The 14141-nt window shown below is 51.9% G+C and carries 13 protein-coding genes and 1 tRNA gene; 9 read left to right on the top strand and 5 right to left on the bottom strand.

Annotated elements, in window-relative coordinates:
- The first annotated feature begins 60 nt into the window (after positions 1-60).
- The 7 genes from AAIG39_RS23835 to AAIG39_RS23805 all read left to right on the top strand — a co-directional run bounded on the left by AAIG39_RS23835 (position 61) and on the right by AAIG39_RS23805 (position 4853).
- A tRNA-Arg gene (locus AAIG39_RS23835) sits at positions 61-137 on the top strand.
- Positions 138-311: 174 nt separating this feature from the next.
- Positions 312-626, top strand: a complete 315-nt coding sequence (locus tag AAIG39_RS23830; RefSeq protein ID WP_090088805.1) for a BON domain-containing protein — start codon at positions 312-314, stop codon at positions 624-626.
- Positions 627-742: 116 nt separating this feature from the next.
- Positions 743-1309: a fructose-1-phosphate/6-phosphogluconate phosphatase gene (gene yqaB, locus AAIG39_RS23825; protein WP_343194889.1), complete on the top strand. Its 567-nt coding sequence runs from the start codon at positions 743-745 to the stop codon at positions 1307-1309.
- A complete protein-coding gene (locus AAIG39_RS23820; RefSeq protein ID WP_090088806.1) occupies positions 1306-1734 on the top strand; it encodes a YqaA family protein in 429 nt (142 codons plus the stop codon). The genes yqaB and AAIG39_RS23820 overlap by 4 nt, the downstream gene beginning before the upstream one ends.
- An 80-nt stretch (positions 1735-1814) precedes the next feature.
- Positions 1815-3359 (top strand): glutamate--cysteine ligase, encoded by a 1545-nt coding sequence (gene gshA / locus AAIG39_RS23815; protein WP_343194888.1) that lies wholly within the window; start codon positions 1815-1817, stop codon positions 3357-3359.
- Between the two features lie 152 nt (positions 3360-3511).
- A complete protein-coding gene (luxS, locus tag AAIG39_RS23810) occupies positions 3512-4027 on the top strand; it encodes an S-ribosylhomocysteine lyase (RefSeq protein ID WP_090088808.1) in 516 nt (171 codons plus the stop codon).
- Positions 4028-4079: 52 nt separating this feature from the next.
- On the top strand, positions 4080-4853 hold the full coding sequence (locus AAIG39_RS23805) for an AraC family transcriptional regulator (RefSeq protein ID WP_090088809.1): 774 nt from the start codon (positions 4080-4082) through the stop codon (positions 4851-4853).
- Positions 4854-4855: 2 nt separating this feature from the next.
- Here AAIG39_RS23805 and leuA read toward each other — a convergent pair whose 3' ends face one another.
- Positions 4856-6505 (bottom strand): 2-isopropylmalate synthase, encoded by a 1650-nt coding sequence (gene leuA / locus AAIG39_RS23800; RefSeq protein WP_343194887.1) that lies wholly within the window; start codon positions 6503-6505, stop codon positions 4856-4858.
- Between the two features lie 435 nt (positions 6506-6940).
- Between leuA and AAIG39_RS23795 the strand changes: the two genes are divergently transcribed.
- Positions 6941-7276, top strand: coding sequence for a hypothetical protein (locus AAIG39_RS23795; protein ID WP_249573324.1), 336 nt, complete (start codon positions 6941-6943; stop codon positions 7274-7276).
- 50 nt (positions 7277-7326) lie between these two features.
- Positions 7327-9159 (top strand): FKBP-type peptidyl-prolyl cis-trans isomerase N-terminal domain-containing protein, encoded by a 1833-nt coding sequence (locus AAIG39_RS23790; protein ID WP_343194886.1) that lies wholly within the window; start codon positions 7327-7329, stop codon positions 9157-9159.
- A gap of 34 nt (positions 9160-9193) precedes the next feature.
- Here the strand turns inward: AAIG39_RS23790 and AAIG39_RS23785 are convergent, their stop codons facing one another.
- From AAIG39_RS23785 to emrA, 4 genes are all read right to left on the bottom strand, one after another.
- Positions 9194-10309: an AAA family ATPase gene (locus AAIG39_RS23785; RefSeq protein ID WP_343194885.1), complete on the bottom strand. Its 1116-nt coding sequence runs from the start codon at positions 10307-10309 to the stop codon at positions 9194-9196.
- Positions 10306-11013, bottom strand: coding sequence for an RNA ligase family protein (locus AAIG39_RS23780; protein ID WP_343194884.1), 708 nt, complete (start codon positions 11011-11013; stop codon positions 10306-10308). Before AAIG39_RS23780 ends, AAIG39_RS23785 begins: the two co-directional genes overlap by 4 nt.
- 295 nt (positions 11014-11308) lie before the next feature.
- Positions 11309-12847: a multidrug efflux MFS transporter permease subunit EmrB gene (gene emrB, locus AAIG39_RS23775; RefSeq protein ID WP_090088854.1), complete on the bottom strand. Its 1539-nt coding sequence runs from the start codon at positions 12845-12847 to the stop codon at positions 11309-11311.
- A gap of 15 nt (positions 12848-12862) precedes the next feature.
- Complete coding sequence (gene emrA / locus AAIG39_RS23770; protein WP_090088857.1) at positions 12863-14035, bottom strand: multidrug efflux MFS transporter periplasmic adaptor subunit EmrA; 1173 nt, start codon at positions 14033-14035, stop codon at positions 12863-12865.
- Between the last annotated feature and the right edge of the window lie 106 nt (positions 14036-14141).

The raw sequence follows: 14141 nt of genomic DNA, 5'->3' as shown, positions 1-14141 counted from the left end.
TTGTCAGGTAGCGCTTTAAATGCGGTATTTGATATCAATAGTAAAGCAGTTATTCCCGATGCATCCGTAGCTCAGCTGGATAGAGTACTCGGCTACGAACCGAGCGGTCGGAGGTTCGAATCCTCCCGGATGCACCATCTTTGTCAAAATAACACTCTCTTCTTTATCTCCTGATTTTTTCGTATATCCCTTTCCAGACCTGTCCTTTTTCCTTCCGTAAGCGGATTTTTATTGGCAGTCTGTTCTTTCCTCTATAATTTATCCACTTATCACGATGTAAATTGAGTAAGGCGAGGACAAGGAGAGACATAATGAAAGGGTTCAAAGCAATTTCTGCGTTTTGCGCAATGTTACTTGTCGCACTGACCCTGAGCGGTTGTGCGGGCTCATCAAAAAAGGAAAGCACAGGCGGCTATATAGACGACACCGTTGTGACAACCCGGGTCAAAACCGCGCTATTCAATGATAAAAATATTAAATCTTCAGAAATCAGCGTTGAAACCTTTAAAGGACGTGTGCAACTGAGTGGTTTTGTCTCGTCAGCCGAAAGCGCTAAGCGCGCGGTGGAGGTGGCGCGCCGGGTGCCTGGAGTGCGCGTGGTTGATAATGATTTAAGAATCAAATAATCCTGCGTAAAACATAAAGGCGCCTCCGGGCGTCTTTGTTGTCTCTGCGTCCGGCAGCGACAAAAATCTTTGTTTACGATAAAGTAACGTTTTGTTATCCGCCCTATGAGAACACGATGTACGAACGTTACGATGGTCTGATTTTCGATATGGATGGCACCATCCTGGATACCGAACCGACGCACCGTAAAGCCTGGCATGACGTGCTGGGGCATTATGGTCTGCGCTACGATATACAGGCGATGATCGCGCTGAACGGCTCTCCTTGCTGGCGCATCGCCCAGTCGGTGATTGAGCTCAATCAGGCCGACCTTGACCCCTATGCGCTTGCACGTGAAAAAACAGAAGCGGTGAAAGCGATGCTGCTGGATACCGTGCGCCCGCTACCGTTGATTGATGTCGTCAAAGAGTGGTATGGCCGCCGTCCGTTATCGGTCGGTACGGGTAGTGAAAGCGTGATCGCCGAAGCATTGTTATCCCATCTTGGTCTGCGTCACTATTTCGCTGCCGTGGTCGCAGCCGATCATGTAAAAAATCACAAACCTGCACCGGATACCTTTTTACTCTGTGCGGAAAAAATGGGCGTTGCGCCGCAAAGATGTGTGGTTTTTGAGGATGCGGATTTTGGTCTGCAGGCGGCGCGCTCCGCCGGTATGGATGCCGTGGATGTGCGCCTGTTGTGAGTGAAACGCTTTCTCTTGTCTCACTTTTTGCCAGCAGTTTTCTTAGCGCCACCTTGCTTCCAGGCAACTCTGAGGTGGTGCTGATTGCTATGCTGCTTTCTGGCTTAAGTCAGCCGTGGCTACTCGTGTTAATAGCAACAATGGGTAATAGCCTTGGAGGGTTGACTAACGTTATTCTTGGGCGTTTCTTTCCATTGCGTGAAAAGTCGCGCTGGCAGGAAAAAGCAACAGGCTGGCTAAGACGCTATGGTGCAGCCACACTGTTATTAAGCTGGATGCCTGTAATCGGCGATTTGCTGTGCCTGCTGGCGGGATGGATGCGCATCTCCTGGGGGCCAGTGGTGTTTTTTTTGTGCCTTGGGAAAGCGTTGCGCTACGTGATTGTCGCGATCGCAACGCTCCAGGGTATGACGTGGTGGCACTAATTGGACTGAGTGAGTGACCTTTAATCGTCAACCATTACAATTATGCTTAATAAAATGAATATTACAGGCGGGAGGTCAATTTGATCCCGGACGTATCACAGGCATTGTCCTGGCTGGAAAAAAATCCTCAGGCTCTAAAGGGGATTCAACGTGGTCTTGAGCGCGAAACGCTGCGCGTCAATGCAGATGGCACACTGGCAACCACCGGCCATCCGCACGCACTTGGTTCCGCGTTGACCCATAAATGGATTACGACAGATTTTGCCGAAGCGTTGCTGGAGTTTATTACCCCGGTAGACGGTGATATTCAGCATATGCTGACCATCATGCGTGATATTCACCGTTTTACTGCGCGTGAAATCGGTGATGAGCGCATGTGGCCGCTGAGCATGCCGTGCTATATCGAAAACGGCCAGGATATCGAACTGGCGCAGTATGGCTCGTCAAACATTGGCCGTCTGAAAACGCTCTATCGCGAAGGGTTGAAAAACCGCTACGGCGCTTTAATGCAGACCATTTCAGGCGTGCATTACAATTTTTCGCTGCCGATGGCCTTCTGGGAAGCCAAATGTGGGGAAACTGATAAAGAATCCGTTTCTGACGGTTATTTCCGTCTGATTCGTAACTATTACCGTTTTGGGTGGGTCATTCCTTACCTGTTTGGCGCGTCCCCGGCAATTTGTCCCTCTTTCCTGCAGGGCAAACCTTCGACGCTGCCTTTCGAGAAGACCCCTGGCGGTATGTATTATCTGCCGTATGCCACTTCGCTGCGTTTGAGTGACCTGGGCTATACCAACAAATCGCAAAGCAATCTTGGCATCACCTTTAACAACCTGTCTGATTATGTCGTGGCGCTAAAACGTGCGATTAAAACGCCATCTGAAGAGTATGCGAAGATTGGCCTGAAAAAAGACGGTAAGTATCTGCAGATTAATACCAATATCCTGCAAATTGAAAACGAACTGTATGCCCCGATTCGTCCGAAACGCGTAACGCGTAGCGGTGAGTCGCCGTCAGATGCCCTGTTGCGCGGCGGAATTGAATATATTGAAGTGCGCTCGCTGGATATCAACCCGTTCACACCGATCGGCGTGGATGAGCAGCAGGTTCGTTTCCTTGATCTGTTTATGGTCTGGTGTGTACTGGCGGATGCGCCGGAAATGAGCAGCGACGAGCTGCTGTGTACGCGTAAAAACTGGAATCGTGTCATTCTGGAAGGGCGTAAACCGGGGCTGACGCTTGGAATGGGCTGCGAAGCGGCTCAGTTCCCACTGCCGCAGGTTGGGAAAGATCTCTTCCGTGCTCTTAAACGCGTCGCGCAGATACTTGATGGGCTGTATGGTGGTAATCAATACGAACAGGTTTGCGATGAGTTGCTGGCCTGTTTTGATGACCCGGAACTGACATTCTCGGCGCGTATTCTGCGTTCTATGCTTGATAAAGGTATTGGCGGCACGGGCAAATCGCTCGCAGAAGAGTATCGTTCGATGTTGCGTGAAGAACCGCTGGAAATTCTGCGCGAAGAAGATTTCAGAAAAGAGTGCGATGTTTCCTGGTCGCGCCAGAAAGAAGTTGAGGCATCGGATACAGAAGCATTCGAGGCGCTGGTCGCAAGACACGCCTGACAGAAAAGAAAAAGGCCACATTACTGTGGCCGAAATATTCATCTCTGAAAACAGGGATGATGATAACAAATGCGCGTCTTTCATATACTCAGACTCGCACCGGAATGAAGAGTTCATTTTATTTTTAAAAAAATCACTGCGGAGGTGACTAAATGCCATTGTTGGATAGCTTCACTGTCGATCATACCCGTATGGAAGCGCCTGCGGTCCGTGTTGCAAAGAGCATGAACACTCCCCATGGCGACGCCATTACCGTTTTCGACCTGCGTTTCTGCGTGCCTAACAAAGAAGTCATGCCGGAAAAAGGTATCCATACGCTGGAGCATCTGTTCGCGGGTTTCATGCGTGATCACCTGAATGGAGATGGCGTGGAGATTATCGACATCTCCCCGATGGGTTGCCGTACTGGCTTTTATATGAGCCTGATCGGTACGCCTGACGAGCAACGTGTGGCCGATGCCTGGAAAGCGGCAATGGCAGACGTTCTGAAAGTTCAGAACCAGAATCAGATTCCGGAACTTAACGTCTATCAGTGCGGCACCTATCAGATGCACTCGCTGAGCGAAGCGCAGGATATCGCGCGCCATATTCTCGAAAAAGACGTGCGCGTAAACAGCAACGAAGAGCTGGCGCTGCCAAAAGAGAAACTGCAGGAATTGCACATCTAGTGCGTATGCGCCCTCTCCCGTCGGGAGAGGGATGGGCGAAGGAGGTTAAGAGATGTCCACTACCTTAACCTTCTCCTTTGCCCATCGTCCTCTGGTCCCCTTTGCCCATGATTATGAACACGGAGAAAGTGAGCCGTGGCATCAGCATGATTGCGCGCAATTGCTGCATATCTTAAGTGGCGTCGTCCGGGTTGATACGGCATCAGGTTGTTGGGTTGTCCCGCCAGGTCGGGGTGTCTGGTTGCCTGCTGGCACGCAACATGCGATCCGTATTACGGGTAAAGTCGCTGCACGAACGCTGTTTATCGACCCACTTGCTCGCGCGGATTTACCCGCCTCCTGTCAGATTGTGCAAATCACGCCGCTACTGCGTGAACTTATTGTCGCCTCGTTTTCTCTTGCCGAAAAATATGCGCCTGCCAGTCGCGATGAGCATGTTTATGAGCTGATACTGGACGAGATCCGCGGCATGCGTGTGTTGCCTTTTTTCTTGCCGGAACCTGAAAGCGAGGTGCTGAAAAATTTATGTCTGCATGTTCGCGAGTCGATAGCCGAGCCCTGGAGCAGTACGCAGGCGGCGGCTTTGATAGGCATGAGTGAAAAGACCCTTAACCGTCATTTTCAACGGCAAACGGCATTAACCTATGGCGAATGGGTTCGGCGGGCAAAGCTGATGGAAGCGCTGGTCAGGCTCGCACAAGGTCACTCTGTGCTACGTGTCGCGCTGGATCTGGGATACGGCAGCCATAGCGCATTTACGGCGATGTTTCGCCGGGTGATGGGGATATCACCCAGCGATTATTTCCGCGCTCAGGAAAACGAGTAACGTTAGCTCAGGGCGTTGAGCAACGCCTGTAAAGAGGCTCTCGCCACGTCATTATCAATACCCACTCCCCAGCTGCCGCTGCCGTCAGGATAGAGGCAGTGAATATAGGCTACAGAACGGCTGTCGCTACGTTCTCCGAGCGTATGCTCGTGATAATCCTTAATGCTGAAAGGTTGCTTAAGCAGTTGGCTTAAGGCACCGGCGGCAGCAGACAATAACCCATTGCCCAGACCTTCGATTTTACGAGGGGTCCCTTGTTGCAGCAAAGTGGCCTGTAAATGTAGCTGACCATCCTGGCGGCTTTCGCTTTTATAATCCACAAGGGCCAGCGCTGGTTGCGGAACCAGACCGTAGCGCTGACGAAAGAGCTGCCAGAGCGCATTTTGCGTCATCTCCTTACCGTGACTGTCCGTCTCACGCTGTACATGCTGGCTAAAATCCTGCTGTAACGCGCGGGGCAATTTCAGTCCATGATTTTGCTCTATCAGCCATGCGCTTCCGCTCTTACCGGACTGACTGTTTACGCGGATCACTGCTTCATAGGTACAACCAATGTCCTGTGGATCGACGGGAAGATAGGGCATCTCCCAGCGAGCTTCAGCCTTGCGGGCATCAAAGCCTTTTTTAATCGCATCCTGATGCGATCCGGAAAAGGCGGTATAGGCCAGGCGTCCGGCCCACGGGTGGCGAGGGTGAACGGGCAATTGATTACAATTTTCCACGACATCGACCACGTGCTGCATATTGCTGAAATCGAGTTGCGGCGAGATACCCTGGCTATAAAGGTTCATCGCCAGCGTGACCAGACAAACGTTGCCGGTGCGTTCGCCATTACCAAAAAGACAGCCTTCAACGCGATCGGCACCTGCCAGCAGGGCCAGTTCCGCACTTGCCACGCCGGTTCCGCGATCGTTATGCGGATGAACGCTGATACTCACCTGCTGGCGACGGGTAAAGTGGCGGCAGAAATATTCAATCTGATCGGCATAAACGTTGGGTGTGTTCACCTCCACCGTCGCGGGCAGATTAATGATCATGGGGCGTTCGGCTCCGGGTTCCCATACATCGGCCACGGCTTCACAGATTTCCAGTGCGAATTCCGGCTCGGTAAAACAGAAAGTCTCCGGGGAATATTCGTACTGCCATCGGGTTTGTGGATGCTGTTCACAGAGCTGACGAATAAGTCGTGTGGAGCGTACAGCAAGGGCAATCACGTCCGCCTTTTCCATACCAAACACCAGCTTGCGAAAAAGCGGTGCGGTTGCATTGTAGAGGTGAATGGTGGCGCTGTGTGCCCCCACCAGCGATGCGAAGGTACGGTGAATCAGATCCTCTCGCGCCTGGGTCAATACCTGAATAGTGACATCCTCAGGAATACGGTTTTCTTCAATCAACTGGCGTACAAAGTTAAAGTCGGTTTGCGATGCAGATGGAAATGCCACTTCGATCTCTTTGAAACCGCAGGCGAGGAGCAAGTCCCAGAATTGTAGCTTACGTTCACTATCCATCGGTTCTGCTAAAGCCTGGTTACCATCGCGAAGGTCCGTTGACAGCCAGCGTGGCGCACAGGTTTGCTGCTTTTCAGGCCAGCGACGGTCAGGTAATGAAATCGGCGTATAAGGGCGGTATTTTTCCGCAGGGTTTTTGAGCATGGTCTTCTCCTTTTCTCTGTGCATTATCCTGGCGGCAGAAGGGAAGTAGTGCTTTAGCGCTGCGGACAGAAACTAGTGAGAAAGGGACAACCTTACTGCGGTGCCCGATGTAAAAATCCTGGAGCCTGTACGCATATTTCGTTTATTACAATATCCATTAATTGTATTCTGTGATTGGTTTATTTTTATTATAAATAACATTTTGCTTTAAATGATTTGTCTGAATGGTTTGGTTGAGGCTATTTTATTGTCTAATCAATTGTTTCAACTCTGCATGTTGTTATTTCTTTTTTGTCGTGGTAGTTTTTGTTTTCATTGTTTTGTGGTTAATAACCGTTCGGGAATGAATGTATTCATATTGCGGATGCATTCAAAGGGAATGTAATACTCAGGAATGAGGCTATTATGCGGTCATCGCACGCTGGACTACTCATCATGTCACTCTCACTGCTGCTGGTGGGGTGCTCAGGTACAAAAACATCGGAATCCCTGTCTTCAACATCAGGAAAGCAGAAAGAGACGCAGTGTTATCAAATGTTTACTTCTTTAAAATCACTTGATAATGCATCCTTTAAAAAGTTTCAGCATCAGTTCAGTATCATCAATAATAATTACGCAATATATAAAAAGAATAAATCCCTTATAGACAGTAATTCTGCGGAAATCATTAAGCTGGAACTTAATGATAAAGTCGATATTGTTTGCGCTCGGGTACGCAGCGCCGTATTTGCCAGTATGTCAAAACGTGCAAATGAATTAAATAAACTATGAGAAAGTTATTGTCTGTTATTGTAATAATATTGGTGGCAACTTTCTCAGGTATGACCAAAGCTGACTCAACATTATTAATTGAACAACTACAACAAGACGGGATGTTGACTCCCGAACCGAATATTTTATTTAAAGATGCCGGGGATAAACCGGGCAGTGTTGCACCTGCTCCTCCTCTGTTGATGCGCCCTGAACCTGTTACACAGGCGAAAAGCACCGCAGTAGTTAAAAAGAGAGCCGTTCAACAATCGGAGCTCAGTCAACTTAAACGTAAGCTCCATACCTCTCAGAGTGAACTTCATGCACTTCGTAAGCAGAATGAGGCCCTCAAAAATCGGCAACCAGACGTTGCGACGGAGCAGAGTGAAGCATTCAGAGATGAAAATAAACAGCTGCACCAGCAACTGATGGCGAGTGAAAAACAGCTGGCCGAAAATGCGCGTCGCTATGAAAAACAGGTTGGCATACTGACTGCGAGGTCAGAAGAATTGCAGACGCAAATGACCCGCCTGCAGTTGGCTGCCAATGAGGCCGCCAGCCAGAAAGCGCTGCTGGAGCAACAGCTGGCGAAGCAGTCTGGCAGTGATAAAGCACTGGCGACGCAACGGGGGGAGGCTGAAAGCCTGCGCACACAGCTTGCGGCGGCAAATGAGAAAACCACAGCGCTGAACGAGAATATCGCAACACTGGAGAAAACAGCCCGGGAGAATAGCGCGCGCGCCGCCGCGCTTGAACAGAGCCTGAAAGAGGCCGCCAGTCAGAAAGCACTGCTGGAGCAACAGCTGGCGAAGCAGTCTGACAGTGATAAAGCACTGGCGACGCAACGGGCGGAGGCTGAAAGCCTGCGCACACAGCTTACGGCGGCAAATGAGAAAACCGCAGCGCTGAACGAGAATATCGCAACACTGGAGAAAACAGCACGGGAGAATAGCGCGCGCGCCGCCACGCTTGAACAGAGCCTGAAAGAGGCCGCGAGCCAGAAAGCGCTGCTGGAGCAACAGCTGGCGAAGCAGTCTGACAGTGATAAAACACTCGCCACACAACTGGAGCAAGCCAGTAAACAAAACAGCGAACAGCTCGCTCAACTTAATTCTGCCAAAGACAAGATCGCACAACAGTTCGCACGTCTTGCCAGCCTTGAGCAGCAGGCACAAAAAGCCGAGGAAGAGAAAAAGCAGGCGCTGGCCAGTTTGTCCACGTTACAAAAGGAGCACGATGCTACGACCCTTGAACTGGTTAAAGCAAAGCAGTCAGCCTATTCATTGAAAACGCATAAGTCTGAGGAGGCAAAAATAAACTATGCCTACGGTGCCTATTATGCAGTAAAAGTTCCTTATGAATTCAAGGTGCTGGAAAACGCAGGGCACAAATTCTTGCCTCTGGCCTTCCAGCAGGGGTTTAAAGATAAGCTCGCCAATACAATGCAACTGAGCGAAGAAGAAGTTGGCCGCACCCTTACCCGCTTTGATCAGCAGGTGGGCGAAATGCAAGTGCGCGAGCGGGATCGCAATAAAAAACAGAGCATCCAGTTTGTTGAACAAGCTGCGAAAGTAAAAGGGGCTGAGCAGGCCCAAAATGGTGTGGTTTATCTTGTTGTCAATAAAGGCAAAACACCGCTGTTAACGGTAAACGATACGATTCGTTTCCGGCTTGATGAGAAAATCAGTACCGGCAAGAAAATCTCTGGCGGGGAAATACGCGTTGGTATGGTGAGTAAATTTCCTGACTTACTGCAGCAAGGCGTACTGCGTGTCGGCAGTGGGGGAAAGGTCAGGATCACCGTTCCCAGTGAACTTGCCTATGGTGAACAGGGGATACCCGGTACCGTGCCGCCAGGAGTGGCCTCGGAGATAACCCTCGACATTCTTGGGATCGTGAAATAAGCAAAAAACGCCTCCTGCTGGAGGCGCTTACAGGTTATGCATCCGTTACCCGATACTCAACGCAATGTGCTTCATCGGGCTGAGGAACTTCCAGTCTCGATGCCATGCGCAAAATGACCTCTTCCGGTACGGCATGCTGGCGATTGGCATTCTGCGCTTTCCATTGCGGCCAGGGCACTTCCAGATAAACAATTTTTACCCTTGCCCCGTAAGCCGTAAACAGGCTGATAAGCTGAGTTCGCAGCTGGCGACTGATATTTGTCGCATTCCACACGAAGGGCGTTTTTTGCCGCAAAAGCACGCGCGCTTCCTCTTTCGCCAGTTGTACGACTTGCCCGGTTGCCGTGCGATCGCCAGGACTTACGCCCAGCCGCCGGCGAATATCATCCAGACTGATGACGGTCAGCCCTTTGCAATGTTCGCTGATATAGCGATCTTTTCCCATTCCGGGAAGGGCGCTAAGCAACGTCACGTCGAAGGACTCTGTGTCCCAGGGCACGAAATCTGCCGGGCTGTTTTCATGCGTCAGGTAATGCCAGCGGGCGGTGTCTGATGCAAAAGGACGCGCTTGCCCCCAGCAGTGCTGCTCCTGACAGAAGAGTTCAAACAAAGCAATGCGGTCAAGCATCTCCTGTTTGTCCTCGCAATGACGTCCCTCCATATCGGCACGCGCGAGCAATGCCAGAAGTCGGGTATCAATGCGCATCGCAGCGCTGAGCAGTAAACGCTCAGGCGACGGGCGTTCCAGCAGCCACAAGGGAAGACCATGCAGACGCACCAGCGCCGCAATTTGCTCGCGCAGGATAAATGGCGTTCCGATGTCACGCCACAGTATGTGCCGTGCAGTGAGTTCCCCTTTACGGGCATGGCCTGGCGAGTGGATTCGCCCCTCATCGTCCTTGTGCGTGGTGCTGCGTTTTTCGACATCATGCAGTAACGCCGCGGCCCACATTATCTCCTGTTGCTGGCGTGGCAGTTGCTTGTAGGCGTCCATTTCCGTCAACGCATGGAGGACCATCTCGGTGTGGATCCCCACATTGCCTTCCGCATGGTGAAAGGGATCCTGTGGAACTTGATGCATCTCTTCCACCCAGCTAAAGCGCTGACGCAGGGTAGGCCAGCTTTTGTCTTCGCTCAGTTGCCAGATCATCGTGTGCCTCCTGCTGCAAATTCATGCGCCATACGGGCGCGCTGCCAGTTGCGTTTCCAGTGCTCGGTGGTTTTTACATGATTTTTGCGCACAAATTTGAAGACATTATGCGCAAATTCATCAACAGGAAATTCTTCACTGTTGCGGCTGACCACACCTTCCAGCGTGCAGGGCTTACCGGTCCAGGTATCCCAGGGCGCAAATGCGCCACTGCCGGTTGTTAGCGCCAGAAACTCACGCTGCCACACCTTTTCATCGTTTCCGGGCTGTGGACCTTTCATCTCCGGCACGCAGGGAAAATCAAAGAGCGCGGCGTAAAATTTGACCTCTTCCCAACTGAGCCACATGTCCTGACAGCGGACGGCGAACAGAAAAAAGTCCTGTTCGAGAGCGTGATATTCGATGGAGTGAACCGCGTAAAGATTCTCACCAAAGAGTTCGAGATCGCCGAGATCGTTTTTTAGCAATTGCCAGCGCTGGCGAATTTTATGAGTCCATGCGGACTGGGTCGGCGCGGCGTGAGAGCGCGCAAAAACGCCGTAGCGGTTCAGGCAGTTATTCTCACCGTCCAGCTTTTCCGTATGGATCAGTGAGGCGATCGACTGTATATCACGCCAGTAATCGGCATTGATGCGGTCGTCGCTGGTTGTGCCTGGGGAGAAAGGGTAGTGCCAGGTTCTCCCGTATTTTCGTTGTGAATTCATGATAATCCATTATTTTTTGTATATTTATTGTTCGCCCGCGCGGCGTGCGAATGCCAGGTTGAGTGGGTTAAAAATGTGAGGATAAAAATCACCCGGAAAAGGGGGGGACGACGTCAGAGAGATAAACAACCTGAGCGCGTTGCTCAGAACCGGTCAGGGTGAATGGAAGATTTCGGGGCGGGCGTAAAGATACACGCGTTATGATGATAAAACAACCACCTGCGAGTGCGGATATAAAAAAGGGATCCGAAGATCCCTTGCAGAAAGGCTTTTTTGCTGCCGAAACGAACAGCGCTTAGTGCGCGCCACCGCCACCGCCGCCGGCACCAAACGGCGGTTTGGCAAACCACACAAGACCCAGCAAGACCAGGAATACCGCGGCCGACATCCAGAAAATCTCATTGGCGGAAATAATCAGCCCCTGATTGGTGATTTGCTGGGCTATCCAACCGGAAGCCTGCTGCTGGGACATCCCCAATCCCTGCAACTGGTTATACATTTCCTGCGCGTTCGGATTGTAAGGGTTTACTGACTCGGTCAGTTGCGCATGATGCATTGATTCCCGATTGGTCCACATCGTGGTGGTGATCGATGTCCCGATAGAACCCGCCAGCGTTCGGGCAAAGTTCGACAGGCTCGACGCCGCAGCCAGGCGTTCTGGTGGCAGGCCGGAGAGCGTAATCGTCGTCAGCGGCATAAAGAAACAGGCCACGGCGAAGCCCTGAATAAATTGCGGCCATGCGGAAGCGCCAAAATCCATTCCCGGTTCAAATGTATACGCACGCCAGTAGAAGCAGACGGCGTACATAATAAAGCTGAATGTAACCAGCCTGCGCATATCGAGCTTATGGGCAAAGCGCCCAATGATGGGCGACAAAAGAACCGGGATCACACCAACTGGCGCGGAGGCCAGCCCTGCCCATGTTGCGGTGTAGCCGTAAACTTCCTGCAACAGTTGCGGCAGCAGAACGATTGCGCCGAAATAGAGCATATAGGCGAGACTGATACACAAGCAGCCGATGGTAAAATTCCGCGACTTAAAGAGCGACAGGTCGACTATCGGGTTCTCATCCGTCAGCTCCCACACCACGAGGAAGCTTATCGCCACCACGGCGACAATGGTCAGGATGATGATCTCACGGGAGTTAAACCAGTCCAGCTCTTTCCCCTGGTCGAGCATCACCTGCAGGCTGCCGATACCAATCACCAGTAACGCCAGCCCTACGCCGTCGATGCGGCGTTGCTCGGTACGCGTTTCACGCCCACGCAGCGATTGCAGGGTCAGCAGTACCACCAGTACGCCGATAGGAACGTTGATAAAGAAGATCCAGCCCCAGTGGTAGTTATCACTGATATAACCACCGAGGATCGGGCCGCAAATGGGGGCTACGATTACCGTCATCGACCACAGCGCCAGCGCAATGGAGCGTTTAGCGGGCGGGTAGTTACTCAGCAACAGACTCTGTGAGAGTGGAATCAACGGCCCGGCGACAATCCCCTGAATGACGCGGAAGAAGATCAGCATGCCCAGACTGCTGGAGACACCGCACGCCCAGGAGGCGACAGCAAAAGCGATGGTTGACCAGAGGAACAGTTTGACCTCGCCCACACGCTTTGCCAGCCAGCCGGTGATCGGAATCGAGATGGCGTTTGCCACCCCGAAAGAGGTGATAACCCACGTCCCCTGGCTCAGGGAGGAGCCAAGGTTGCCTGCAATCGTGGGGATCGCCACGTTAGCGATGGTGGAATCCAGCACTTGCATGAAGGTCGCCAGCGACAGCGCGATGGTCATAATGACCAGTTGCGCCCCTTCCAGCGGTTTTCTCTGTTGCATTACGCGTACCTCGGATTAACCCGCGTTGGCCTTCACGATATTTTCAATCAGGGTGTTGACCGGTTCCAGGTCAAGCTCACGTGCATTACTCTCATAGGCCGGGCTGGAGCGAACCTGGCTCGACAGTACCTGGCCGTCACGGTTGGTGGTATCAACATTCACCAGCGTGGAGAGGCCGATACGTAACGGGTGATCGCTCAGTTGCTTTGCATCAAGTTCGATACGTACCGGCAGACGCTGAACCACTTTGATCCAGTTACCGGTGGCATTCTGTGCCGGAAGCAGGGAGAAGGCGCTGCCTGTACCCATATCCAGACCCACCACTTTGCCGGTGTATTTCACTTCGTCACCGTAAAGATCGCTGACCACAGTCGCTGTCTGACCGATACGCATATGCGCAAGCTGCGTTTCTTTGAAGTTAGCGTCTACCCACAAACCGGTAGCCGGTACGACGGCCATCAGTGATGTCGTCGGGCTTATTTGCGCGCCAGGCTGAACGGCACGGCGAGAGACATAACCGGTGATCGGGCTGACAATTTTGGTTCGTTGCAGTGCGAGCCAGGCGTTACGCAGTTCAGCGGCGGCCTGTTTTACTGCGGGCTGGTCTTCCAGACGGGTATCCAGAATCATCGCCTGGTTGGCGTTATATTGCTGAATAGCGACATCGAGCTGCGCCTGCGCGGTGGCGACAGCGTCACGGGCATGTTGCAGCTCTTCACGGCCAATCAAGTTGGCGTTGCCCAGTGGGACACGGCGATTTAAATCTGTTTGCGCCTGAGCCAGCGCGGTACGCTGTAGTTCGATACTCGCCTGCAGCTGTTTGCCATTGATCATCAACTGACGTGTCTGGCGAACGCTTTGGGCCAGTGCGGTCTGTGCTTTTTCAAATGCCTGCTGGGCATCGGTAGCATCGAGGGTGACCAGCACATCCCCTTGTTTGACGTAATCAGTATTGTCAGCCCAGACTTTCGTCACGCTGCCGGATACCTGCGCCATAATTTGAACCTGGTTCCCTGCCACGTATGCGTCATCGGTTTCCTCAAAATGACGCAGTACTAAAAACCAATAAATCCCATATGCCACGGCAATAACAATAAAGAGCAAGGTCAACAGCAGAAGGGCGCCTTTGCGTTTGCCTTTCTTTTTGACCGGTTGCTGCGGGGTTTGGCTCTCCGCATTTGCGCTCATGCTTTTCTCCACGATCTTATTATTTCATATCGGCAAGGCCGACCTGTTTTGTCAGAAAGGCCAGCAGTCTGACGTGCCGGCCTGACGGAATTCTTATTCAATCTGG

Source organism: Phytobacter palmae (assembly GCF_039409775.1).
Taxonomy (GTDB): Bacteria; Pseudomonadota; Gammaproteobacteria; order Enterobacterales; family Enterobacteriaceae; genus Phytobacter; species Phytobacter palmae.
This window is presented reverse-complemented; position numbering and strand designations above follow the sequence as displayed.

Bases quoted from the DNA above. Each gene is read 5' to 3' on its own strand.
- AAIG39_RS23830 (WP_090088805.1), top strand. From the start codon at position 312: ATGAAAGGGTTCAAAGCAATTTCTGCGTTTTGCGCAATGTTACTTGTC.
- yqaB (WP_343194889.1), top strand. From the start codon at position 743: ATGTACGAACGTTACGATGGTCTGATTTTCGATATGGATGGCACCATC.
- luxS (WP_090088808.1), top strand. From the start codon at position 3,512: ATGCCATTGTTGGATAGCTTCACTGTCGATCATACCCGTATGGAAGCG.
- AAIG39_RS23805 (WP_090088809.1), top strand. From the start codon at position 4,080: ATGTCCACTACCTTAACCTTCTCCTTTGCCCATCGTCCTCTGGTCCCC.
- leuA (WP_343194887.1), bottom strand. From the start codon at position 6,505: ATGCTCAAAAACCCTGCGGAAAAATACCGCCCTTATACGCCGATTTCA.
- AAIG39_RS23795 (WP_249573324.1), top strand. From the start codon at position 6,941: ATGTCACTCTCACTGCTGCTGGTGGGGTGCTCAGGTACAAAAACATCG.
- AAIG39_RS23790 (WP_343194886.1), top strand. From the start codon at position 7,327: ATGACCAAAGCTGACTCAACATTATTAATTGAACAACTACAACAAGAC.
- AAIG39_RS23785 (WP_343194885.1), bottom strand. From the start codon at position 10,309: ATGATCTGGCAACTGAGCGAAGACAAAAGCTGGCCTACCCTGCGTCAG.
- AAIG39_RS23780 (WP_343194884.1), bottom strand. From the start codon at position 11,013: ATGAATTCACAACGAAAATACGGGAGAACCTGGCACTACCCTTTCTCC.
- emrB (WP_090088854.1), bottom strand. From the start codon at position 12,847: ATGCAACAGAGAAAACCGCTGGAAGGGGCGCAACTGGTCATTATGACC.
- emrA (WP_090088857.1), bottom strand. From the start codon at position 14,035: ATGAGCGCAAATGCGGAGAGCCAAACCCCGCAGCAACCGGTCAAAAAG.